A 22,009-nucleotide genomic window follows, 5' to 3' on the forward strand; every position below is an offset into this window, starting at 1 on the left:
TGCGAGTGACCGACAGCCCCTTGCGAGAAATTCTAATCAAAAGAGTGCCGGCGCGGAAGTCCGCGCCGGCACCGTTCTCAACGTGAACCCTGCGGCCGATTAGTTCGGCAGGGCGAAGACGGTGAGCTGACCGCCGAGGTTGGTGTACTGCGACAGAGCCGCGTAGCCACCCACCGCGCCGAGGCCGGCATTCGGGTCGGTCAGGCCGGCCGCGAGGCCGATACCCGCCCAGCCGCCGACGCCCGAGAGGACGCCCACGTACTGCTTGCCCTTGTGCTGGTAGGTCATCACGTTGCCGATGATGCCCGACGGGGTCTTGAACTTGAACAGCTCCTTGCCGGTCTTGTCGTCGACCGCCTTCAGGTAGCCCTCAAGCGTTCCGTAGAACACCACGTCGCCGGCGGTGGCCAGAGCACCGGACCACACCGAGAACTGCTCGGCGTCGGACCACTTGATCTTGCCGTTGACGCCATCCCACGCGATGAAGTTGCCCATGCCGCCGTGCGAGTTCGGGGCCGGGTACATCGAGAGGGTCGCACCGACGTAGGGCTGGCCCGGGGTGTAGGTCACCCGGAACGGCTCGTAGTCCATGCAGACGTGGTTGGTGGGCACGTAGAACAGGTTGGTCTTCGGCGAGAAGGCCGCGGGCTGCTGATCCTTCGACCCGAGGGCCGCCGGGCAGATGCCCTTGGAGTTGGTGTCCTCACCGTTCTGCTCGGTCGAGTACTTCGACACGACCAGCGGCCGGCCGTAGGTCTTCGAGCCCTTGTCCATATCGACCTTGGTCGCCCAGTTGACGGCCGGATCGTACTTCTCGGCGACCAGGAGGGCACCGTTCTCGCGGTTCAGCGTGTAGCCGAAGCCGTTGCGGTCGAAGTGGGTCAGGAGCGGCTGCTCCTTGCCGTCGATCTTCTGATCCGTGAGGATCATCTCGTTGATGCCGTCGTAGTCCCACTCGTCGTGGGGGGTCATCTGGTAGACCCACTTGGCGACGCCGGTATCCGGGTTACGCGCCCAGATGGTCATCGACCAGCGGTTGTCGCCCGGACGCTGCTTGGGGTTCCAGGTCGAGGGGTTGCCCGAGCCGTAGTACATCAGGTCGAGCTTGGGATCGTAGGAGAACCAGCCCCAGGTGCAGCCGCCGCCGGTCTTCCACTGATCGCCTTCCCAGGTCTTCAGCGAGGAGTCCTTGCCCACCGGCTTGCCGAGGTAGGTGGTCTTCTCCGGGTCGATCAGCATCTGATCGTCCGGACCCTCGGAGTAGCCGCGCCACACCTTCTTGCCGGTCTTCAGGTCGTAGGCGGTGACGTGGCACTGCACGCCGAACTCGCCGCCCGAGATGCCGACGATGAGCTTGTCCTTCACCGGCATGACCGTGGCGGTGTTGGTCTCGCCCTTCTTGGGATCGCCGTTCACGACCGACCAGTTGACCTTGCCGGTCTTGGCGTCGAGCGACACGACGGTGGTGTCGGCCTGGTGCAGGAAGATGGCGCCGTCGGCGTAGGCCAGACCACGGTTGACCGTGTCGCAGCACATGACCGGGATCACGGACGGATCCTGCTTCGGCTCGTACTTCCAGACGATCTTCGCCTCGTGGTCGAGGTCGAGGGCGTACACGATGTTCGGGAACGGCGTGTGCACGTACATCATGTTGCCGACGACGAGCGGGGAGCCCTCGTGGCCACGCAGGACGCCGGTCGAGAAGGTCCAGGCCACCTGGAGGTTCTTCACGTTCGACGCGTTGATCTGATCGAGCTTCGAATACCGGGTATTCGCGTAGTCAACCGTCTGAAGCACTTGCTCCGCCGGGTTGGCGATGCCCTTCAAGACGCTTTCGTTGGCCAGCGCCGGCGCGGCAACCGCCGCAACGCCCGCGCCGAGCGCGAGGAGATGCACAGCTCTCATGGGTTCCTCCGACAAGTCTTTGAGAATACGTACGGCACACTGAGAGAACGGTGTCGCGCGGACTCCGACCTGACTGTTTGCGACAGGGATGGACGCCTCGGTAGCGGGCTTCTTCGACTTACAGGGGACTCTCAGATCCCCTGGCCAGGAACCGCCATCCCTGAGGCGGCTCCCTCGAAACCGAGGCTTGCCCGGACCTTAAGAGATTTTTGAGCGCCGTCAACTCGCTGTTTCACGGTTGTCGACACCCGGTGAAAGCCGCTTTTTAAGTTACAAACGGCGGGTCGGCGTTATCGTCGCATGGAAAGAAATGCTGCGCTGCACAACGGCTTGAAGGTTCTTTGCGGTCCGTCTCACGGCAACGTGAGGACGTAGCATGCAGATCTTGCAATCAACGAAGCGTTGCTGGACGCTCTCATGCAGCGCTTGCGCCGACAGGGGCGGTATAGCCTGACGTCGATGCGGCATCGCGGGAGCGGTCGATTGCAATGCGTCATAGGCAGTCGGCAGCAGAGACGGTCGCGCGAGCCCACCTAGACTTGTGCGCTTAGTCGCCGCAGGCGCTCGCTGCCGAGATCCTTTTGCGTGTCCGCTTCATGGGCGCGACTATTTGCCGAATCGTCCCGGCTTCGAGGGGCCACCGGCGTTCGGCTGCGCGCCGAGGTTCCAAACGCGGCGGTCCGGATCGATCCGACCACAGCTCTCAGAGGGCGCCCACCGGGCCGGTGCACTCGAACTCCGCTGCGTCGCCCACCAAGTCAGTGATCGAGATGCTCAGCCGTCGACCATTGGCGAGGCGCAATTGCGCGTCCGGCTCAAGCCAGATCGGACGCAGATTGGCGTGGCTGCCGTACAGCATGCCGTACGCGGACACCCCGCCTTCCCGTCGCTCAACGACGACGCGGTAGCGAACCCGAACCGAACTGCATCCTTCCGCCGAAACGAGACCGCGGCCGGTCAGCGTCTTCAGGACTTCGTTCGGCTCGAACATACGCGTGACGCACGGGCGGGAATGAACGGCAATCTGATTGCCACTTAATCCCACCCAGCGGCTAAGTCACGCTTCGATGCCCGGCGCGGGTTACACGCAATCGTCCGCGATCGTTCAATCCTCGGTTCCGCAACCGGCGATCTGCGCTGGCGCGTCGAGATCTCGCACGACGATGCGGCCGTGCTCGACGGACAGGGCCAGCCGGCCCTGTTTCAGCGCCAGCGCCTTGTCGCCGAACAGCATCCGCCGCCAGCCTTCGAGGGCCGGCACCTCGGCCGCGTCGTCGTCGGCGATCGCTTCGAGATCATCGACGGTCGCGATGATCTTCGGGGCGACGCCCTCGGCCTCGCACACGGCCTTCAGCAGCACCTTCAGAAGTTCGACGATCGCCCCGTTGCCGCCGCTGCGGCGGAGCCGTTCCGGCATCCGGATCTCGGCCATATCGCGCGACAGGCCGCGCTCCACGGCCGCGAGAATGTCGCCGCCGGTGCGGGAACGCTCGAAGCCAGCCGGGATCGTGCGCAGGCGACCCAGGGCCTCGACGCTCCGGGGCGCGGCCGAGGCGATGTCGATCACCGCCTCGTCCTTCAGCACGCGCCCGCGCGGGACGTTGCGCGCCTGCGCCTCGCCCTCGCGCCACGCCGCGACTTCCATCAGTACGGCGATCTCCTTCGGCTTCCGCATCCGGCCCGAGAGGCGCCGCCACGCCTGGGACGGATCGGCCCGGTAGGTCTCCGGCGAGGTCAGCACCGCCATCTCCTCGTCGAGCCACGCGCCGCGGTCCGTGCGCAGGAGCTCGGCGACGAGGACTTCGTAGACCTTCACGAGATGCGTGACGTCCGACACGGCGTAGGTGAGCTGCGCGTCCGAAAGGGGCCGCCGCGACCAGTCGGTGAACCGGGACGACTTGTCGATCTTGGCCTTGGCGACGTCGTTGACGAGCTGCTCGTACGAGACGGAATCGCCGTAGCCGCACACCATGGCGGCGACCTGCGTGTCGAAGAACGGGTGCGGCAGGATCCCGCCCAGCATCCAGACGATCTCGAGATCCTGGCGGGCGGAATGGAAGACCTTCACGGTCCGCGTATCCGCCATCAGGTCGATGAACGGCTTCAGGTCGATCCCGGGGGCCAGGGGATCGACCAGCACGGCGGTCCCGTCCGGAGCCGCCATCTGGATCAGGCAGAGCTTGGGGTAATAGGTTGTCTCGCGCATGAACTCCGTGTCGACGGTCACGAAGGGTTGCGCGGCCAGACGCGTACAGATGTCCCGCAGCGTGTCGGTCGAAGAAATCAGATCCATGGACCGGCTATACGCAACCGGCGCGGCGCTGGGGAGGGAAACCCGCGTCGCGCCCCGGTTTTTCCCGCTTTCCCCGTCATGTGAAGGCCTCGATCGGCCGCGCGCCGGCCCTTCGCCGCGTCTGGGCCTGCCGCTTGATCCTGAGGATCCCGGCCCGGCGCTGCGCTTCGGCACGGCTTAGCAGCCGATCGAGGATGCCGGTCTCGATACGCTCACCGGTGGCCCCGTCGACCAGACGCCGGATCCGGTCGACGCGGAAGCCGCGATAGCCGCCCCGCCTCGCGTCGATGCCGCCGAGCAGCGTTCGGCCCGGCCCGAGCTTGAGTTCGCGCGCGTCGAGGGACCGGTTGCTCCAGGCGCCGGCCGCATCCTCGTAGACGAGGTCGAAATGACCGTCGAGCGGCAGGGTCCGCCACGCATTCGCCGGCGCATCACGGGGCACCGCCCGCTCGGCCGCCGATCGGAAAAAAGCGTTGTCGTTCATGGACATCATATGGGCATCACCGGGTTCATCCGGTAGTCCGGCAGCCACCGCGAAGACCGTTTCCGGCGGGGCGCGGCGCGAACCCTGCTTGACTTGGGGGGCCTCGCGTGAATGGTGCCGGCCTTCCCTTAGAAGAAGCCCGTCATGCACCGTTACCGTTCCCACACCTGCGGGGCGCTCCGCCCGTCCGATGTCGGGCAGTCCGTCCGCCTGTCAGGCTGGTGTCACCGCATCCGCGACCATGGCGGCGTGCTGTTCGTGGATCTACGGGACCATTACGGGCTCACGCAATGCGTGGTCGATTCCGACTCCCCGGCCTTCAAGGCCGCCGAGGGCGTGCGCTCGGAATGGGTCGTGCGGATCGACGGTCGTGTGCGTACCCGCCCGGCAGGCACCGAGAACCCCGAGCTCCCGACCGGCGCGGTCGAGGTCTACATCGATGACCTGGAGGTGCTGGGGCCGGCGGGCGAGCTGCCGCTGCCGGTCTTCGGCGATCTGGAATATCCGGAGGAAACGCGGCTGCGCTACCGCTTCCTCGACCTGCGCCGGGAGAAGCTGCACGCCAACATCATGAAGCGCGGCGCGATCATCGACTCGCTCCGCCGCCGGATGCGCGAGGGCGGCTTTTTTGAATTTCAGACGCCCATTCTCACCGCGTCGAGCCCGGAGGGTGCCCGCGACTACCTCGTGCCGTCGCGCGTCCATCCCGGCAAATTCTACGCGCTGCCGCAGGCGCCGCAGCAGTTCAAGCAGCTGACGATGATCGCGGGCTTCGACCGCTACTTTCAGATCGCGCCCTGCTTCCGCGACGAGGATGCCCGGGCCGACCGCTCGCCGGGCGAGTTCTACCAGCTCGACATCGAGATGAGTTTCGTCACCCAGGAGGACGTGTTCCAGGCGGTGGAGCCGGTGCTGCGCGGCGTGTTCGAGGAATTCGCCGAGGGCCGGCGCGTCACGAAGGAATTCCCGCGGATCACGTATGCCGACTCGATGCTGAAATACGGCGTCGACAAGCCGGACCTGCGCAATCCGCTGATCATCGCCGACGTGACCGACCTGTTCGCCCGCGAGGACGTGGCGTTCAAGGCGTTCAAGGGTGTGATCGCCGGGGGCGGCGTGGTGCGGGCGATCCCGGCGACCGGGGCGGCGGCGCAATCGCGCTCGTTCTTCGACAAGCTCAACGACTGGGCCCGCTCCGAGGGCGCGCCGGGGCTCGGCTACGTCGTGTTCGAGGAGGAGAACGGGCAGCTCACCGGCAAGGGGCCGATCGCCAAGTTCATCCCGGCCGAGGTGCAGGCGCTGATCGCCGCGCGGGCCGGGGCGAAGGCGGGCGACGCGGTGTTCTTCTCCGCCGGCGTCGAGGGCAAGGCGGCCGGGCTCGCCGGCAAGGCGCGCATCCGCATCGGCGACGAGCTGGGCCTGTGCGACAAGGACCAGTACGCCTTCTGCTGGATCACAGACTTCCCGATGTACGAGTGGAGCGAGGAGGAGAAGCGGATCGATTTTTCGCACAATCCGTTCTCGATGCCCAACATCGACCGCGAGGACTTTTTGGGACTCGACCTCGACGCTCTGTCTGCCGAGGACGAGAACGGCCCGAACACCAAGCGGATTCTGGACATCAAGGCGTTCCAGTACGACATCGTCTGCAACGGCGTGGAGCTGTCCTCCGGGGCGATCCGCAACCACCGTCCGGACGTGATGGAGAAGGCCTTCGCCATCGCGGGCTACGGCCACGAGGTGCTGGAGCAGAAGTTCGGCGGCATGCTCAACGCGCTGCGCATGGGCGCCCCGCCGCACGGCGGCATCGCGCCGGGGGTGGATCGCATCGTCATGCTCCTGTGCAACGAGCCGAACATCCGCGAGGTGGTGCTGTTCCCCATGAACCAGCGCGCCGAGGACCTGATGATGGGCGCGCCCTCCGAGGCGACGCCCAAGCAGCTGCGCGAGCTGCACATCCGGCTCAACCTGCCCGAGAAGAAGGCTTAAAGCCCGCCGCCCGGTGCCGCGCCTCGTCGCGATCGTCGTCGCGCACGACAGCGCCGCGGTGCTGCCCGCCTGCCTCGCGGCGCTCGCCGGGCAGCACGTGCCGGCGATCGTGGTCGACAACGCCAGCCGGGACGCCTCCGCGTCGATCGCGGAGGCGGCCGGCGCGCGCGTGATCCGCAACGCCCGCAACGAGGGCTATGGCCGCGCCAACAACCGGGGCGTCCGCGCCGCGGACACGGCGGAGCACGTGCTCATCGTCAACCCGGATATCATTCTGCGTCCGGGGGCGGTGGACGCGTTGCTGGCGGCGGCCCGGGCGTGGCCGGATGCGGGGCTGCTCGCGCCGCGGCTCGTCGAGCCCGACGGACGCTTCTTCTTCCAGGCCCGCTCGATGCTCGCGCCCTATCTGACCAATCCCGGCGGCCGCCTCGCGCCGCCGCAGGGCGATGCCTGCGCGCCGTTCCTCTCCGGGGCCTGCCTGATGATGCCGCGCCGCCTGTTCCTGGACCTCGGCGGCTTCGATGAGCGCATCTTCCTGTTCTACGAGGATGACGACCTGTGCCGGCGCGTCGCCGATGCGGGCCGCGCCCTCGTCCATGTCCACGGCGCGGAGGCGCTGCACGGCCGCGGCCGATCCTCGGCGCCGGAGCGGGGCCGCGTGTTCCGCACGCGCTGGCATCAGGCGTGGTCGCGGGCCTATGTCAGCCGCAAATACGGCCTGCCCGATCCGAGCCCCGCGACCCTGATGACCAACCTGCCGAAGGCGCTGCTCTCGGCCCTGGTCCTGCGCCGGGCCGGCGTCGAGCGCTACGGCGGCTCGGCGGCCGGCGCCCTCGCCTTCCTGCGCGGTCGGGACGCCCTGGCCCGCGAGGGCTTGCCCGGATGAGCGCCCCGACCATCGCGGAAGCCCTCGGTGCCGGCCGCAACGGCTTCACAGGCCTGCGGCTGGCCCTGGCGCTCGCCGTGGTGGTGTCCCACGCCTTCAGCGTCGCCACCGGCGCCGCAGGGGACGAGCCCCTCGCCCGGCTGACCGGCTACACCCTTGGCGAGCACGCGGTGAACGGCTTCTTCGCCGTGTCGGGCTTCCTCGTGACCATGAGCTGCGACCGGCGCGGGATCCGCGACTACGCGCTGGCCCGGGCGTTGCGGATCCTGCCCGGGCTGGTGGCTGCGACCCTCGTCGTGTCGCTGGGCCTCGGCGCGGTTCTGACCCGGCTTCCGGTCGCCGAGTATTGGCGCGATCCGGGCCTGTGGTCGTTCATCCGCGGGACGTTGACGACCTTCAAGAGCAACGCCGCCCTCCCCGGGGTGTTCGCGCACAACCCGTACCGGGCACCCCTCGGCACCGTCTGGACGCTGAAATACGAGGTGCTGTGTTATCTCGGGGTTCTCGTCGCCGCCCTGTGCGGTCTGCTCCGGCGGCGGTGGACGGCCCTGGCGATCGTCGCCGGGCTCGCGCTGGCGCTCTCCATCATGAGCGGCCTGCGGGGTTCCGATCTGCCCAAGGGCACCGAGACCGCCCTGCGCCTGCCCCTGATCTTCGCGGCGGGTGCGGGCCTCTATCTCTGGCGCGAGCGCCTGCGGACCTCTGGGGCCGCCCTCGCCTGCCTCGCCTTCGGGGCCTTCGTCCTGGCGCGGACGCCGGCCTATCCGGCCCTGCTGTTCCTCGCGGAGGCCTACGGCGTCGTCTGGCTCGCCCTCGGACCCTTGGCGCGGGGGCTGTTCGATCCGCCCGCGGACCTGTCCTACGGGGTCTATCTCTATGGCTGGCCGGTGCAGCAGACCCTGCACGCCCTGTGGCCGGAATTCTCCGGGGTCGCGCTGCTGGCCCCTGCCCTCGTGGTAACGCTGCCGGTGGCGGCCCTGTCCTGGTACGGGATCGAGCGGCCGGCTTTGGCGCTGAAGGCGCGGGCGCTCGGGCGACGGCGCATCGGCACGATCGAGCCGGCCGGGCCGTGAACGCTGACGGCCCGCTCCCGCCGCGTTCCGGGCTGGCCCTCGCCGCGCGGCTGCTGGAGGCGCACGGCTTCGCAGTGGTCGCGAGGAACGAGCGCGGCGACAGCCTCTACCTCAGGCCGGCCGATTGCCCGTGGCACCTGCGCCTGTCGAACCACGCCCGCACCGCCAAGCAGCGCGCCCGGCGCTCGGATATCCTGACGAGCCTCGTCATCGACGGGCCGCGCTCCCCGGATCGGGTCGAGGCTCTGGTCGCCGATGCGGTTCGCAACTTCCAGGCCTCGCTCGCCCGGAAAGCCGATCAGGCGTCCGACACGGGCTCGCGCAGATAGGGCTCCACCGGGCCCTTCAGCTTCACCGTCATCGGGTTGCCGGCGCGGTCCAGGGTCTTGCCAGCGGAGAGGCGCACCCAGCCCTCGCTGACGCAATACTCCTCGACGTTGGTCTTCTCGACACCCTTGAAGCGGATGCCGACGCCGCGCTCCAGCAGGGCCGCGTCGTAATACGGGCTGTCCGGGTTGACCGAGAGGCGGTCGGGCAGCGCAGGGTCGGACATGGTCGGGCTCCGGGTTCGGCGTGGGCGGCGAAGGTGGGCAGCGGATTACGCAATCCCCTGCCGGCCCGCAACGCCGCCCGCGGCCGCGATCAGGCCGGCCACGTCGCCGCTCTGCAGCAGCGGCACGAGCCGGGTCACCTCCGCGTGCGGCAGGTCCCACCACGCCGCCGCCAGCAGGGCCTCGACGGTCGCCGCGTCGAACCGGTGCCGCACCACCCGCGCCGGGTTGCCCGCCACCACCGCGTAGGGCGGCACGTCGCGGGTCACCACGGCACGGGCCGCCACCACGGCCCCGTGGCCGATCGTGACGCCCGAGAGAATCATGCAGCCCGATCCCAACCAGACATCGTGGCCGATCACCACGTCGCCCCGGGAGGCGTGGAAATCCTCCGGCGCCCGCGCGTCCGGGAACAGTCCGCGCATCGCGGCGAACGGGTAGGTCGAAACCCAGTCCAGCCGGTGGTCGCCGCCGAGCAGGATCTCGACCTTGTCGGCGATGGAACAATAGCGGCCGATCGTCAGCCGACGCCCGCTCTCGGGGAAGCGGACCTTTGGACGCCCGTACGAGTAGGCGCCTATGGAGAAGCCGTAGGCCCTCGCCAGCTTGGCGAGGTGGACCCGGGTCTCGTTGTGCGGGTTGCGCCCCCTGCGCAGCCGGTGCAACAGACCGGTCAAGACGCAGGCCCGCGCGATGCGCGACCGCGTCGTCCTCGGTGAAAAAGGTGAGCGGGAGCGTACGCGATGGCCGATAACATGTCCGAGGACCTCAAGGCCGGGGCGCTCGTCTACCACCGCCTGCCCAAGCCCGGAAAGCTCGAGATCCAGGCCACCAAGCCGCTGGGCAACCAGCGCGACCTCGCGCTCGCCTATTCCCCCGGCGTGGCCGCGGCCTGCATGGCGATCCACGACGACCCGCAGCAGGCCGCCGAACTCACGATTCGCCAGAACCTCGTGGCGGTGCTCACCAACGGCACGGCCGTGCTGGGGCTCGGCGATATCGGCCCGCTGGCCTCCAAGCCGGTGATGGAGGGCAAGGCCGTCCTGTTCAAGAAGTTCGCCGGCATCGACGTGTTCGACATCGAGGTCGACCAGAAGGACGTGTCCAAGCTCGTCGACGTGGTCTGCGCCCTGGAGCCGACCTTCGGCGGCATCAACCTGGAGGACATCAAGGCGCCGGAATGTTTTGAGGTCGAGGAGCAGTGCCGGGCTCGGATGAACATCCCGGTCTTCCACGACGACCAGCACGGCACCGCCATCATCGTGGCGGCGGCCGTCCTCAACGGCCTGGAACTCGCCGGCAAGCAGCTCTCCGACGTCCGGATCGTCACCTCGGGTGCGGGCGCTGCGGCGCTCGCCTGCCTCAACCTGCTCGTCTCGCTCGGCGCGACCCGCGAGAACATCACGGTCACCGACATCAAGGGCGTGGTCTACAAGGGCCGCCCGGAACTGATGGACCGCTGGAAGGACATCTACGCGCAGGAGACCGACAAGCGCACCCTCGCCGAGGTGATCCCGGGCGCCGACGTGTTCATCGGCCTCTCGGCCGGCGGCGTGCTGAAACCGGAATACCTGCGGGAGATGGCCGAGAAGCCGCTCATCATGGCGCTGGCCAACCCCTATCCGGAAATCATGCCCGATCTGGCGCAGACGGAGCGGCCGGACGCGATGATCTGCACGGGCCGGTCGGACTTCCCGAACCAGGTCAACAACGTCCTGTGCTTCCCCTACATCTTCCGCGGGGCGCTCGATGTCGGCGCCCACAAGATCAACGAGGAGATGAAGAAGGCCGCCGTGAAGGCGATCGCAGGGCTCGCCCACGAGACCACCTCCGACGTGGTCGCCCGGGCCTATGGCGGCGAGGCCCGGCCGTTCGGGCCGAAATCCCTGATCCCGAGCCCGTTCGACCCGCGCCTGATCCTGCGCATCGCCCCGGCGGTGGCCAAGGCGGCGATGGATTCGGGCGTCGCCGGCCGGCCGCTCGCCGACCTGGACGCCTATGTCGAGAGCCTCGACCGGTTCGTGCACCGGTCCGGCCTGATCATGAAGCCGCTGTTCTCGAAGGCGAAGGTCGAGCCCAAGCGGGTGATCTACGCCGAAGGCGAGGACGAGCGCGTGCTGCGCGCCGTGCAGGCGATCGTCGAGGACAAGGTGGCGCGGCCGATCCTGGTCGGCCGCCCGCGGGTGGTCGAGACCCGCCTGAAGCGCTTCGGCCTGTCGATCGAGCACGGCCGCGACTTCGAGCTGATCGACCCCGAGGACGATCCGCGCTACCGCGCCTACGTGCAGACCTACCTCGAGGTCGCCGGCCGGCGGGGCATCACGCCCGACGCGGCGCGCACGCTGGTGCGGACCAACAACACCGTGATCGGCGCCATCGCGGTGCGCCGCGGCGAGGCCGACGCCCTGATCTGCGGCCTGGAGGGCCGGTTCGAGACCCGGCTGCGTATCATCCGCGACGTGATCGGGCTCGCCCCCGGCGTGGAGCAATGCGCCGCGATGAGCCTCGTGGTGACCCATAACGGCGCCTACTTTCTGGCCGACACCCATGTCCGCCAGAATCCCACCGCCGAGGAGATCGCCGACGTGGCCCAGGCCTGCGCCAGCCATGTCAGCCGGTTCGGGATGACGCCGAAGATCGCGCTCCTCAGCCACTCGGATTTCGGCCAGTCGGACTCGCCCTCCGCGATGAAGATGCGCGAAGCCCTCGTGCTCTTGGAGAAGCGCGATCCGAACCTGATGGTCGACGGCGAGATGCAGGCGGATTCGGCGCTCTCCGAGATGGTCCGCGACCGCGTCCTGCCGGGCTCGCGCCTCAAGGGTGCGGCCAACGTGCTGATCTTCCCGAACCTCGACGCCGCCAACATCGCGTTTCAGTTCGCCAAGGTCCTGGCGGACGCCCTGCCGGTCGGCCCGCTGCTGATCGGGCCGGCCAAGCCCGCCCACATCCTCACCCCCTCGGTGACCGCCCGCGGCATCGTCAACGTGACGGCCGCCGCGGTGGTCGAGGCGCAGGCCGATGAGGCGTCGCCGCCGAGGCCCGAGGAGGCCGGGGTCGGGATGATCTCCGAGTGAGGGTCTCCGTCGACGGCCGTCAGCGTGGCCGTCGAATTGCTTCGCCGCTTCCGGGGAAACGAAACCACCGGAAGCGGACACCATGTGCCAGGGCGATGACCCGAACTGCCACGCCTTCGCGGAGCACCGGCGCCGGTTCCAGCAGGACTTGGAGCCGGAGCGGCGCGCCTTCCTGAAGAGCGGTTTTGCGGCGACGGGTGCCGCAGCGGCGGCCTTCGCGGCCGGCGGCCCGACGCTGGTGAGCCCGGCCCTGGCGCAGGCCTCGGGCGCCAAGATCGCCGCGACCGGGCATTACCATCTGCCGGCCAATGCCGAGACGGTGCATTGGGGCTTCTTCAGCCGCAGCCTCAAGCCGCAGGTCGAGATCGGCTCGGGCGATTTCGTCACCATCGAGACGCTGACCCACCAGGCGAGCGACGATGCCGAGCGGATGATCCAGGGTGATCCGGGCGCCGAGAGCGTCTACCTCTGGACCAAGGACAAGATGGGCGTCTCGCCCCGCGGCGCCGGGGCGATGGATGCCAAGATCGGCCCGGGCGGCGGCCTCGGCGTCCATATCTGCACCGGCCCGGTGGCGATCCGCGGCGCCGAGCCCGGCGACGTGCTGGAGGTCCGCATCCTCGACGTGGCGCCCCGTCCCAGCGCCAACCCGAAATACAAGGGGCTTTCCTTCGGCAGCAACGCGGCGGCCTGGTGGGGCTTCCACTACAAGGACCTGATCACCGGCGATAAGCCCCGCGAGGTCGTGACCATCTACGAGGTCGACGCCACCGGCGCCCGCGACTGGGCGCGGGCGGTCTACAGCTTCCGCTGGCCCGGCGTCACCGACCCGTTCGGGGTCGAGCACCCGACCATCGACTATCCCGGCCTGCCGGTGGACCACGCCAAGACCCAGAAGACGTTCGACGTGCTGAAGGGCATCCGGGTGCCGATTCGCCCGCATTTCGGCACGATCGGCGTGGCGCCCGCCGAGGCTGACCGGGTCAACACGATCCCGCCGAGCTACACCGGCGGCAACATCGACAATTGGCGGATCGGCAAGGGCGCGACGCTCTATTTCCCCGTCGCGGTGCCCGGAGCATTGTTCTCGGTGGGCGATCCCCACGCCAGCCAGGGCGATTCCGAATTGTGCGGCACCGCGATCGAGTGCTCGCTCACCGGCACCTTCCAGTTCGTCCTGCACAAGAAGGCCGACCTGCCTGGCTCGCCCCTCGAAGCCCTCGATTTTCCGATGATCGAGACCCGCGACGACTGGGTCCTGTCCGGTTTCAGCTACCCGAATTACCTGCGCGACCTCGGTCCAAACGCCCAGGCGGCGATCTTCGAAAAATCGTCGATCGATCTCGCCATGCGTGATGCCTTCCGCAAGATGCGCCAATTCCTGATGCACGCGAAGGGACTGACCGAGGATGAGGCGATCTCGCTGATGTCGGTGGCGGTCGATTTCGGGATCACGCAGGTCGTGGACGGCAACTGGGGCGTCCATGCCGTGGTCAAGAAGGCGATCTTCCCGGATCGGGGTGCCTGAGCCGCGCCGCTATCCGATCTCGATCCGCCCCTCGCGGCCCAGGACCCGGCCAAGACCGCGGACGCGGTTCAGCAGGCGGTCGCCGTTCAGGGCTTCCCAATCCCGCGGCAGCCGCAGGATGACGCGCCCGTCCTCGACGGTGAGCGGTGCCCGCCCGAGGGCGCCGTCCATCCCGGCCGAGATCGGGAAGGCGACCCGCAGCAGTCCGCCGAGGAGCCGCGCACGCTCGAACAGGCGGGCGCCGGCCACGCCGCGCAGGACCGAATTGGCCTTCTCCGGCGCGAGCCCGGTGTGCCGGAGCGAGACCGCCAGGGCGAGATACGCCCGGCCCGGGTGATCGACGCCCACGAAGGCGGCGTTCTGGATCGCCGCGATGCTCTGGGCGTCGCGGTAATCGGGATGGGCGCGCCAGCCGACATCCGAAAGGAGACAGCCCGCATGGCGCAGGCGCCGCTCGTCCGCGGTCTCGTGGCCGTCGAGGGTGGCCACGAACCGATCGGTCCAGGCGATCAGCTCCTCACCGTGCCGGGGCGCGCGGGAGCGGAGGGTGTTGAATTCCGCCGCGGAGGCGAGCAGCGGGTCGATCAGCCGGGTATCGCGGTCGAGCTGCTCGAACAGCAGGCCCTCGCGCACGCCGGAGGCCGAAATCGCGACCTCCCGCGGCCGGCCGACTCGGATGATCTCCTCCAAGACCGCCGCGCCGTAGGCGAGGAGCGGGCGGCGCGCCTCGGAGATCGCGTCGACGTCCTGAAGCAGGGCGACGTCGGTCTGCTCCACGATTTGCAGGAAGGTCAGCTCGTCGGTCGGCTCGACCGTGTAGCCGTGCATCACGTGGACCGGGTAGCCGCGGGCGGCCATGTGCAGTCGCGCGAGGGCGCGCCACGTGCCGCCGACCGCGTAGAAGGTCCGCCCGCGCAGGGTTTCGAGCTGCGGAACGGCCTTGCGCATGTGCTCGCGGACGATCTTGGCGGCCTTCTTGACCGAGCCGCCGGAGAGATCCTGGAGGGCGAGGCCGCCCAGCGGCATGGTCACGCCCTGGCCGACCACGGTGCCGCGGACATCGACGAGTTCCAGCGAACCGCCACCCATGTCGCCCACGACCCCGTCCGGCGCGTGGAAGCCGGAGATGACGCCCATCGCTGAGAGTTCCGCCTCGCGCCGGCCGGAGAGGAGCTGGATCTCCTGGCCGCAGGCGGCCTCCGCGGCGCGCAGGAAGTCGGGTCCGTTCTCGGCGTCGCGGGCTGCGGCTGTGGCCAGGACGAACACCCGTCCCACCCGCATCGTCTCGCACAGCACCCGGAACCGGGCGAGCGCGGCGAGCGCCCGAGCCACCGCCTCCTCGTTCAGCCGACCCGTGGTCAGGACGTTGCGTCCCAGGCCGCACAGGACTTTCTCGTTGTAAAGCGGTGTCGGCGCCCGGGTCAGGCCGTCATAGGCGACGAGCCGGACCGAGTTCGAGCCGATGTCGATGATGGCGACCGGAGATTGGACCGCCTGCACGGCCGGGTCCGCGGTGTGCGCGAGGATGAGATTGGCGCGAGGGCTGCCCAAACGTCCATGTCCTTGGTTGAGCGCGGCGGGCTCGACGGTCACACCGCCGGTGTGATCCGGGGCCGGGGCCGATATCGGCTCCCGGTCCGGGAGACCGCGGTCCGGCTGCCGGACGAGACACCATGTCGGCGGCTGAGAAACCGCACCGTGTTGCGGCGGCGGGCGGACGCTTCCTTTGCGCAGTTCTTTGATCGGACGCAAGTTCCTCATGCAGAACCGCAGGGCGTCCGTGCGAAATCTGTCGAGCCTCCGGCGCATGTGACGGACATCTAAGGGCGCTGCGCCCGCCGGCTCAGCGCGCGGGGGCTCGACTTCTTCGACGCCTTGCCACGGCCGGAAAGGCTGGGGTTCGTCATGAAGTACTTGTGCGCGTTGAACGGTTCCTCGCCGTCCGCCGGCTGGATCCGCTCGCACCCGCCGGAGGCGAGCAACCGCCAGCTCTGGCGGTTGTCGAGGAGGTTCGCCAGCATGATCTGATCGAGCACCTGCTGATGCACCGTCGGGTTGGTGATCGGCAGCAGCGCCTCGACGCGCCGGTCGAGATTCCGGCTCATCAGGTCGGCGGAGGAGATGTAGACCGTGGCCTTCGGATGCGGCAGCCCGACCCCGTTGCCGAAGGCGTAGATGCGCCCGTGCTCCAGGAAGCGCCCGACGATCGACTTCACCCGGATCGTCTCCGACAGGCCCGGGATGCCGGGCCGCAGGCAGCAGATGCCGCGCACCACGCAATCGATCTGCACGCCGGCCTCCGAGGCGTCGTAGAGCGCGTCGATGATCTGGGCATCCACCAGGGAGTTGCACTTGATCCAGATCGCCGCCGGGCGGCCCGCCTTCGCGTGGGCCACCTCCGCCTCGATGTGCTCGAGGAGCCGGTTCTTCGCGGTCAGCGGCGAGACCGCCATCCGCTCCAGCTCGGCGGGCTCGGCGTAGCCGGTGATGAAGTTGAAGATCCGCGACACGTCCCGGGCGATCGCCGGATCCGCCGTGAAGAAGGACAGGTCCGTGTAGATGCGCGCGGTGATCGGGTGATAATTGCCGGTACCGACGTGGCAGTAGGTGACGAGCCTGTCGCCCTCCCGCCGGACCACCAGCGACAGCTTGGCGTGGGTCTTCAGCTCGACGAAGCCGAACACCACCTGCGCGCCCGCCTTCTCCAGGTTGCGCGCCCAGCGGATATTCGCCTCCTCATCGAAGCGGGCCTTCAGCTCGACCAGGGCGGTGACCGACTTGCCGAGCTCCGCCGCCTCCGCCAGCGCCGCCACGATCGGCGAATTGGACGAGGTGCGGTAGAGCGTCTGCTTGATCGCCACCACGTTCGGGTCCCGGGCCGCCTGGGCCAGGAACTGCACCACCGAGTCGAAGGATTCGTAGGGGTGGTGGACGATGAAGTCCTTCTGGCGGATCGCCGCGAACACGTCGCCGCCGCTCTCGCGGATGCGCTCCGGGAAGCGCGGGTTGTAAGGCTTGAACTTCAGGTCCGGCCGGTCGATCCCGACCACCTGGGACAGCTCGTTGAGCGCCAGCATGCCCTCGACCAGGAACACCGCGTCCGGGGCGATCTCAAGTTCGTCCACCACGAAGCCGCGGAGGTCCTCGGTCATCCCCGCCTCGACTTCGAGGCGGATCACGACACCGCGGCGGCGCTGCTTGAGCGCGGTTTCGAAGTGGAGGACGAGATCCTCCGCCTCCTCCTCGATCTCGAGATCGGAATCGCGCACCACCCGGAACGCGCCGCTGCTCTTCACGAGGTAGCCCGGGAACAGGCGGCCGGTGAACATCCCGATCACCTGCTCGATCGGGATCAGGCGCGCCGCGGTCTCGCTGTCGCTGACCGGCAGGCGGACGAAGCGTTCGATGACCCCCGGCAGGCGGATCAGGGCGCGCAGGACCCGCCCGTCCTTCGGCCGCACCAGGGTCAGCGCGATCGTGGTGCCGAGGTTCGGGATGAACGGGAACGGGTGGGCCGGATCGATCGCCAGTGGCGTCAGCACCGGGAAGATGTGGGTAAGGAAGTAATCCTCCAGCCACGTCGCCTGCTCGGCGGTGAGCGCGGCGGGCTCGACGATGTCGATATCGGAGGCGTGCAGTTCCTCGCGCAGCTCGCGCCAGCGCGCCTGCTGGTCCGCGGCGAGGCGCGCGACCTCCGTCCCGATCCGCACCAGCTGCTCGGAGGGCGACAGCCCGTCCTGGGACGGGACCGTGAGGCCGGCGCGCACCTGATCGATCAGGCCCGCGACGCGGACCATGAAGAACTCGTCGAGGTTGTTGGCCGAGATCGACAGGAAACGGAGGCGCTCCAACAACGGGTGATTGGGGTTCGACGCCTCTTCGAGCACGCGCCGGTTGAACTGCAGCCAGGACAGCTCGCGGTTCACGAAACGCTCCGGCGAGTGCCGCAGGCCGCGCCCGGCTTCGAGGACCGTCTCCCGCGCCGCGTCCCGCCGGGGCTCCTCGGGCTCGGCGACGGCCGGCCATTCGTCGGTCGTGTCGGTGACGGCGGCCTTGGCCACCTGCGCGCCGGTCCCTGGCTGCAGCCCCTCGGTGCCGGCCGGCGTCGCTGGCCTTGCGGTCTGGAGCGATGCCGCGGTCCGGGCGCGGGTCGCGGTGGGCGCGGTCTGCGCAGCGGTCGCACCCGGCGGCGTGCTCGCCGCGGCACGCCGCGCGACCGGTGCGCGCCGAGGGGTCGGATTGGCCGCGGACCGCCGACGGGGCTCCGCGGCCTCGTCGGCGGCTTCGCGGTCCACGGGCTTCTGCGTCGAATCCATTCCAGGTCCCTGTTCCTCTTCACGGCGTTGGGCGGCGCGCGTTCTACAACGTCCGCCGCGGGCCATCACGACAGTTTCGTGACGGCGCCTGGATTCCGTGGTCAGCCGTCCGGGTCGGCGTCGTCATCGAGGCCCATCCGGCGCAGGACGGCGACGGCCAGCGGCCGGCTGATCCGACGCTGACGGCCCAGCGCGTCCCGGTCGAGCTCGGCCACCACGTCCCGGGCACGTCCCAGCGAGCGGTCAATCCTCAGTGCCAGGGAATCGATCACGCGCAAGTCGACGACGAGCTGGCGATCGACGAACAGTTTGACCAGTACGGCTCGCAGCAGGGCATCGTCCGGCTCGTCGATGGCGATCCGGGGCGCCAGACGCAGGCGCGAGCGCAGGTCGGGCGTGGCGAGGCCCAGGGCGTCGATGCCCGTGCCGCTCGTCAACAGCAGCGGGCAGCCGAGCTCGCGCGCCCGATTCAGCAGGTGGAACAGGGCCGCCTCGTCGCGGCTCTCGGCGCGGTCGATATCCTCGATCACCAGCGCCCCGTTCGACACGAGGTGCTGGACCGCGTCGGCGTTGATGTCGGCGGCCGGCACCGTCCAGGCATGAGCGCGCTCGGCCCAGATGGCTGCCAGGTGGCTCTTGCCGCTGCCGGACGGCCCCGTGAGCACCAGCACGCTGTCGGGCCAGTCCGGCCACGCCTCGATCAGCGCGTAGGCGGCCTCGTTCGCTGGACCCACGAGGAAGTCCTCGCGGCCGTAGCGCGGATCGAGCGGCAGGTCGAAGGCGAGCTGCCGGGGTGGTGCGGTCTCTGGCATGTGCGCCCAGGATCACCCCGCATCGGCGCAGGTCAAGGGCCGCTGCTCCGACCGGATCGGCAATCGAAGGGCTTGGCCGGCCCGGCGCCGACTCGCACAACGCGCGGTTAGCCGCTAGAGCGGGCCGAGCAATCAGCGAGGTGGCGCGGGCATGACGGCCAGGGACGGCAACGAGCCGACGACGGGGCTGACCTACGCGGCGGCGGGTGTCGACATCGACGCCGGCAACGCCATGGTCGAGACGATCAAGCCGCTGGTGCGCTCGACGCGGCGCCCCGGGGCCGACGCCGAGATCGGCGGGTTCGGCGGCCTGTTCGACCTGAAGGCCGCGGGGTTCCGCGATCCGATCCTGGTGGCGGCCAACGACGGCGTCGGCACCAAGGTCAAGATCGCGATCGAGACCGGGCGCCACGCCACGATCGGCATCGATCTCGTGGCGATGTGCGTGAACGACATCATCGTCCAGGGCGCCGAGCCGCTGTTCTTCCTCGACTACTACGCCACCGGCAAGCTGGTGCCGGGCGTCGGCGCCGACATCGTGCGCGGCATCGCCGAGGGCTGCCGTCAGGCCGGCTGCGCGCTGATCGGCGGCGAGACCGCCGAGATGCCGGGCCTCTACGACGGGTCGGATTACGATCTGGCCGGTTTCTCGGTCGGCGCCGCCGAGCGGGGCAGCCTGCTGCCGCGTCCGGGCATCCGGCCGGGCGACGTGGTGCTCGGCCTGCCCTCCTCCGGCGTGCATTCGAACGGCTTCTCGCTGGTCCGCCGCATCGTCGCGAAGACCGGCCTCGGCTGGGACGCGCCGGCCCCCTTCGCGCCGGAAACCAGCCTCGGCGAGGCGCTGCTGACGCCGACGCGGATCTACGTGAAGCCGCTGCTGGCGGCGCTCGGCGCCACGGACGGCATCCGGGCACTCGCCCACATCACCGGCGGCGGTTTTCCGGATAACCTGCCCCGGGTGCTGCCCGACGAGGTCGGCATTATCATCGACCTCGACGCCGTGGCCCCGCCGCCGGTGTTCGGCTGGCTCGCGCGGGAGGGCGGCGTCGCGGAGCCCGAGATGCTGCGGACGTTCAATTGCGGGATCGGCATGGTGGTGATCGCCGCCGCCGACGCGGTGGACGATGTCGACGAGGCGCTGACGCGGGCCGGCGAGACTCCGGTGCGGCTCGGGCGCATCACGCCGCGGGGGGCCGAACCCGTGACCTTCAGCGGGCGCCTCTCCCTCTGATGGCGGGCACGGGCAAGACGCGGGTCGCGATCCTGATTTCGGGACGCGGCTCGAACATGGTGGCGCTGATCGAGGCGGCGCGGGATCCGGCCTACCCGGCCGAGATCGTGCTGGTCCTGTCGAACCGGCCCGATGCGGCGGGCCTCGCCCGGGCCGCGCATGCCGGCATCCCAACGCGGATCATCGACCACACGGCTTTTCCGGACCGCGTCACCTTCGACGCCGCCCTCGACGCGGAGCTTCGGGCCGCTTCCGTCGCGCTCGTGTGTCTCGCGGGCTTCATGCGGATCCTGACGCCGGGTTTCGTGGCCGGTTGGGCGGGGCGGATGATCAATATCCACCCCTCGCTGCTGCCCCTGTTCAAGGGCACGCACACGCACCGGCAAGCGCTCGATGCGGGCGTGCGCCTGCACGGGTGCACCGTCCACTTCGTGGTGCCGGAACTCGATGCCGGCCCGATCGTCGCGCAGGCCGCGATCCCGGTCCGTCAGGACGACGATCCCGACAGCCTCGCGGATCGCGTGATCGTGCAGGAGCGGCGCCTCTACCCGGCCGTGCTCGCCCTGGTTGCGGGCGGGCGCGCGCGGCTCGAGGGCGAGCGCGTGGTCATGTCCGAGCAGGCGCCGGAAGGCGTCCTGTTCAGCGTGTAAGGGGGATCCCGAAGGGACGGGTCCCTTCGGCGGGGTCCGGGGCGGCGCCCCGGTTCTCCTCAGACCGGCCGCTGCAGCTTGCAGCTGTCCAGCGCCGAAAGGGCCTTCGCGCGGGCGGACTCGTTGAAGTATCCGGTCGCGCGGTAGGCTTCGATCTCGGCTTCGTCGAGGCTGCGCAGGGTCTGGCGGGCGTAGCAGCCGCAGGGGCGCTCCAGGGACGCCTCGGTGGCGCTGGTCATGCGGGCCTGGACGATCGTGCAGGCGTGGCGCACGCGGCCTTCCAGGTTCGCCTTGGTCGCGGTCTTGAGCGCCGGATCCGGCTCGTATTGCTGGAACGGGGCCGGGGATCCGCCCGCGAGGGCGGCGGTCGCGCCGAGGGCGAGGAGACCGGTCGCGATCAGCAGGGGCAGGCGGCGCATCGTCATCGGGGTCAAGGTCCGGGCTGAGTTGGCTAAGCTCGGCCTTTGGACTCCTTCGGGTTCCGCTCCGTCAATGGCGGGCCGGACACACAGGGCGGCATTCACCGCGCCCCAGAGCGCACGGCGGAACGATGGCGGACCGGTGTGCCTGGACCGCCACCGCTCTGAGCTTCAGCCGACGATATCGGAGTCCTGGAAGAATTGCGCGATCTCGATCTTCGCGTTGTCGGCGCTGTCCGAGCCGTGAACGGTGTTCTCGCCGACCGACTCGGCGAACTTCTTGCGGATCGTGCCCTCGGCGGCCTGTGCCGGATTCGTTGCGCCCATCACCTCACGGTACTTCGCCACGGCGTTCTCGCCCTCCAGAACCTGTACCACCACCGGGCCGGAGGTCATGAAGCTGACGAGCTCGCCGAAGAACGGGCGCTCCTTGTGAACCTCGTAGAATTTTTCAGCCTGCGTCTGGCTCATGCGGATGCGGCGCTGTCCGACGATGCGCAGGCCGGCCTCCTCGATCACCGCGTTGACGGCGCCCGTGAGGTTCCGCCGCGTCGCGTCGGGCTTGAGGATCGAGAAGGTGCGCTCGGTGGCCATGGTGCGTCCGGTCCGTCTGTGGAAAAAGTGTGCGGCGCTCCGAAATTCCAGGCGCGCCGCGTGAGCGAAAATTTCGCTTCGGCGCCGGGCTTATAGCGGTGGCACTACGGGGTCTCAAGCGGCCCGGAGCGATCCCCTGCGACAAGCGTAGCCGTTGCTCCGCCGCAACACGGCCGAAAATTCGCCCGATTGCGAAGGCTCACT

At 69.2% G+C, this 22,009-nt stretch carries 19 protein-coding genes; 8 read left to right on the forward strand and 11 right to left on the reverse strand.

From position 1 onward, the window contains the following. Positions 1-99 precede the first annotated feature (99 nt). The 4 genes from xoxF1 to MKK75_RS32550 form a co-directional block, all read right to left on the reverse strand. Positions 100-1,905 carry a lanthanide-dependent methanol dehydrogenase XoxF1 gene (gene xoxF1, locus MKK75_RS32535; protein ID WP_244046604.1) on the reverse strand — a complete coding sequence of 602 codons (1,806 nt, stop codon included), beginning with the start codon at positions 1,903-1,905 and terminating at the stop codon, positions 100-102. 703 nt (positions 1,906-2,608) lie between these two features. Further along, positions 2,609-2,896, reverse strand: a complete 288-nt coding sequence (locus MKK75_RS32540) for a hypothetical protein (RefSeq protein WP_244046605.1) — start codon at positions 2,894-2,896, stop codon at positions 2,609-2,611. A 114-nt stretch (positions 2,897-3,010) separates the two neighbouring features. Beyond that, entirely contained in the window at positions 3,011-4,198 is a 1,188-nt protein-coding gene (gene rnd, locus MKK75_RS32545) for a ribonuclease D (protein WP_244046606.1), read from the reverse strand. A gap of 76 nt (positions 4,199-4,274) precedes the next feature. After that, positions 4,275-4,682, reverse strand: coding sequence for a hypothetical protein (locus tag MKK75_RS32550; protein WP_244046607.1), 408 nt, complete (start codon positions 4,680-4,682; stop codon positions 4,275-4,277). A gap of 144 nt (positions 4,683-4,826) precedes the next feature. Between MKK75_RS32550 and aspS the strand changes: the two genes are divergently transcribed. Genes aspS through MKK75_RS32570 form a run of 4 tightly spaced genes read left to right on the forward strand, consistent with a single transcriptional unit; the run spans position 4,827 to position 8,959 of the window. Continuing rightward, a complete protein-coding gene (gene aspS / locus MKK75_RS32555; RefSeq protein ID WP_244046608.1) occupies positions 4,827-6,671 on the forward strand; it encodes an aspartate--tRNA ligase in 1,845 nt (614 codons plus the stop codon). A gap of 13 nt (positions 6,672-6,684) precedes the next feature. Next, positions 6,685-7,557: a glycosyltransferase family 2 protein gene (locus MKK75_RS32560; RefSeq protein ID WP_244046609.1), complete on the forward strand. Its 873-nt coding sequence runs from the start codon at positions 6,685-6,687 to the stop codon at positions 7,555-7,557. Beyond that, complete coding sequence (locus MKK75_RS32565; protein ID WP_244046610.1) at positions 7,554-8,630, forward strand: acyltransferase family protein; 1,077 nt, start codon at positions 7,554-7,556, stop codon at positions 8,628-8,630. Before MKK75_RS32560 ends, MKK75_RS32565 begins: the two co-directional genes overlap by 4 nt. Beyond that, positions 8,627-8,959, forward strand: coding sequence for a hypothetical protein (locus MKK75_RS32570; RefSeq protein ID WP_244046611.1), 333 nt, complete (start codon positions 8,627-8,629; stop codon positions 8,957-8,959). Before MKK75_RS32565 ends, MKK75_RS32570 begins: the two co-directional genes overlap by 4 nt. Here MKK75_RS32570 and MKK75_RS32575 read toward each other — a convergent pair. Both MKK75_RS32575 and MKK75_RS32580 read right to left on the reverse strand, forming a co-directional pair. Further along, positions 8,929-9,183 carry a DUF3297 family protein gene (locus MKK75_RS32575; protein ID WP_244046612.1) on the reverse strand — a complete coding sequence of 85 codons (255 nt, stop codon included), beginning with the start codon at positions 9,181-9,183 and terminating at the stop codon, positions 8,929-8,931. The genes MKK75_RS32570 and MKK75_RS32575 overlap by 31 nt on opposite strands. A gap of 45 nt (positions 9,184-9,228) precedes the next feature. After that, positions 9,229-9,846 (reverse strand): CatB-related O-acetyltransferase, encoded by a 618-nt coding sequence (locus tag MKK75_RS32580; RefSeq protein ID WP_279594289.1) that lies wholly within the window; start codon positions 9,844-9,846, stop codon positions 9,229-9,231. 78 nt (positions 9,847-9,924) lie between these two features. Here MKK75_RS32580 and MKK75_RS32585 point away from each other — a divergent pair, with 78 nt between their 5' ends. Further along, entirely contained in the window at positions 9,925-12,255 is a 2,331-nt protein-coding gene (locus MKK75_RS32585) for an NADP-dependent malic enzyme (RefSeq protein ID WP_279594274.1), read from the forward strand. A gap of 82 nt (positions 12,256-12,337) precedes the next feature. Next, a complete protein-coding gene (locus MKK75_RS32590; RefSeq protein ID WP_244046613.1) occupies positions 12,338-13,783 on the forward strand; it encodes an acetamidase/formamidase family protein in 1,446 nt (481 codons plus the stop codon). Between the two features lie 9 nt (positions 13,784-13,792). Here the strand turns inward: MKK75_RS32590 and ppx are convergent, their stop codons facing one another. The 3 genes from ppx to MKK75_RS32605 all read right to left on the reverse strand — a co-directional run bounded on the left by ppx (position 13,793) and on the right by MKK75_RS32605 (position 18,911). Beyond that, positions 13,793-15,334, reverse strand: coding sequence for an exopolyphosphatase (gene ppx, locus MKK75_RS32595; protein WP_244046614.1), 1,542 nt, complete (start codon positions 15,332-15,334; stop codon positions 13,793-13,795). 269 nt (positions 15,335-15,603) lie between these two features. After that, a complete protein-coding gene (locus MKK75_RS32600; RefSeq protein WP_244046615.1) occupies positions 15,604-18,099 on the reverse strand; it encodes an RNA degradosome polyphosphate kinase in 2,496 nt (831 codons plus the stop codon). 101 nt (positions 18,100-18,200) lie between these two features. Beyond that, complete coding sequence (locus MKK75_RS32605) at positions 18,201-18,911, reverse strand: hypothetical protein (RefSeq protein WP_244046616.1); 711 nt, start codon at positions 18,909-18,911, stop codon at positions 18,201-18,203. 151 nt (positions 18,912-19,062) lie between these two features. Here MKK75_RS32605 and purM point away from each other — a divergent pair, with 151 nt between their 5' ends. Beyond that, positions 19,063-20,142, forward strand: a complete 1,080-nt coding sequence (purM, locus tag MKK75_RS32610; RefSeq protein WP_244046617.1) for a phosphoribosylformylglycinamidine cyclo-ligase — start codon at positions 19,063-19,065, stop codon at positions 20,140-20,142. Continuing rightward, positions 20,142-20,792 (forward strand): phosphoribosylglycinamide formyltransferase, encoded by a 651-nt coding sequence (purN, locus tag MKK75_RS32615; RefSeq protein WP_244046618.1) that lies wholly within the window; start codon positions 20,142-20,144, stop codon positions 20,790-20,792. The genes purM and purN overlap by 1 nt, the downstream gene beginning before the upstream one ends. A 59-nt stretch (positions 20,793-20,851) precedes the next feature. Here purN and MKK75_RS32620 read toward each other — a convergent pair whose 3' ends face one another. Both MKK75_RS32620 and ndk read right to left on the reverse strand, forming a co-directional pair. Continuing rightward, positions 20,852-21,217, reverse strand: coding sequence for a hypothetical protein (locus MKK75_RS32620; protein WP_244046619.1), 366 nt, complete (start codon positions 21,215-21,217; stop codon positions 20,852-20,854). A 165-nt stretch (positions 21,218-21,382) separates the two neighbouring features. After that, a complete protein-coding gene (ndk, locus tag MKK75_RS32625; protein ID WP_244046620.1) occupies positions 21,383-21,805 on the reverse strand; it encodes a nucleoside-diphosphate kinase in 423 nt (140 codons plus the stop codon). Positions 21,806-22,009 lie beyond the last annotated feature (204 nt).

This window comes from Methylobacterium sp. J-030 (genome assembly GCF_022829545.1).
In the GTDB taxonomy this organism is placed as follows: domain Bacteria; phylum Pseudomonadota; class Alphaproteobacteria; order Rhizobiales; family Beijerinckiaceae; genus Methylobacterium.

Coding starts and splice junctions, on each gene's coding strand:
- xoxF1 (WP_244046604.1), bottom strand. CDS start 1,905: ATGAGAGCTGTGCATCTCCTCGCGCTCGGCGCGGGCGTTGCGGCGGTT.
- MKK75_RS32540 (WP_244046605.1), bottom strand. CDS start 2,896: ATGTTCGAGCCGAACGAAGTCCTGAAGACGCTGACCGGCCGCGGTCTC.
- rnd (WP_244046606.1), bottom strand. CDS start 4,198: ATGGATCTGATTTCTTCGACCGACACGCTGCGGGACATCTGTACGCGT.
- MKK75_RS32550 (WP_244046607.1), bottom strand. CDS start 4,682: ATGAACGACAACGCTTTTTTCCGATCGGCGGCCGAGCGGGCGGTGCCC.
- aspS (WP_244046608.1), top strand. CDS start 4,827: ATGCACCGTTACCGTTCCCACACCTGCGGGGCGCTCCGCCCGTCCGAT.
- MKK75_RS32565 (WP_244046610.1), top strand. CDS start 7,554: ATGAGCGCCCCGACCATCGCGGAAGCCCTCGGTGCCGGCCGCAACGGC.
- MKK75_RS32575 (WP_244046612.1), bottom strand. CDS start 9,183: ATGTCCGACCCTGCGCTGCCCGACCGCCTCTCGGTCAACCCGGACAGC.
- MKK75_RS32585 (WP_279594274.1), top strand. CDS start 9,925: ATGGCCGATAACATGTCCGAGGACCTCAAGGCCGGGGCGCTCGTCTAC.
- MKK75_RS32590 (WP_244046613.1), top strand. CDS start 12,338: ATGTGCCAGGGCGATGACCCGAACTGCCACGCCTTCGCGGAGCACCGG.
- MKK75_RS32600 (WP_244046615.1), bottom strand. CDS start 18,099: ATGGATTCGACGCAGAAGCCCGTGGACCGCGAAGCCGCCGACGAGGCC.
- MKK75_RS32605 (WP_244046616.1), bottom strand. CDS start 18,911: ATGCCAGAGACCGCACCACCCCGGCAGCTCGCCTTCGACCTGCCGCTC.
- purM (WP_244046617.1), top strand. CDS start 19,063: ATGACGGCCAGGGACGGCAACGAGCCGACGACGGGGCTGACCTACGCG.
- purN (WP_244046618.1), top strand. CDS start 20,142: ATGGCGGGCACGGGCAAGACGCGGGTCGCGATCCTGATTTCGGGACGC.
- MKK75_RS32620 (WP_244046619.1), bottom strand. CDS start 21,217: ATGACGATGCGCCGCCTGCCCCTGCTGATCGCGACCGGTCTCCTCGCC.
- ndk (WP_244046620.1), bottom strand. CDS start 21,805: ATGGCCACCGAGCGCACCTTCTCGATCCTCAAGCCCGACGCGACGCGG.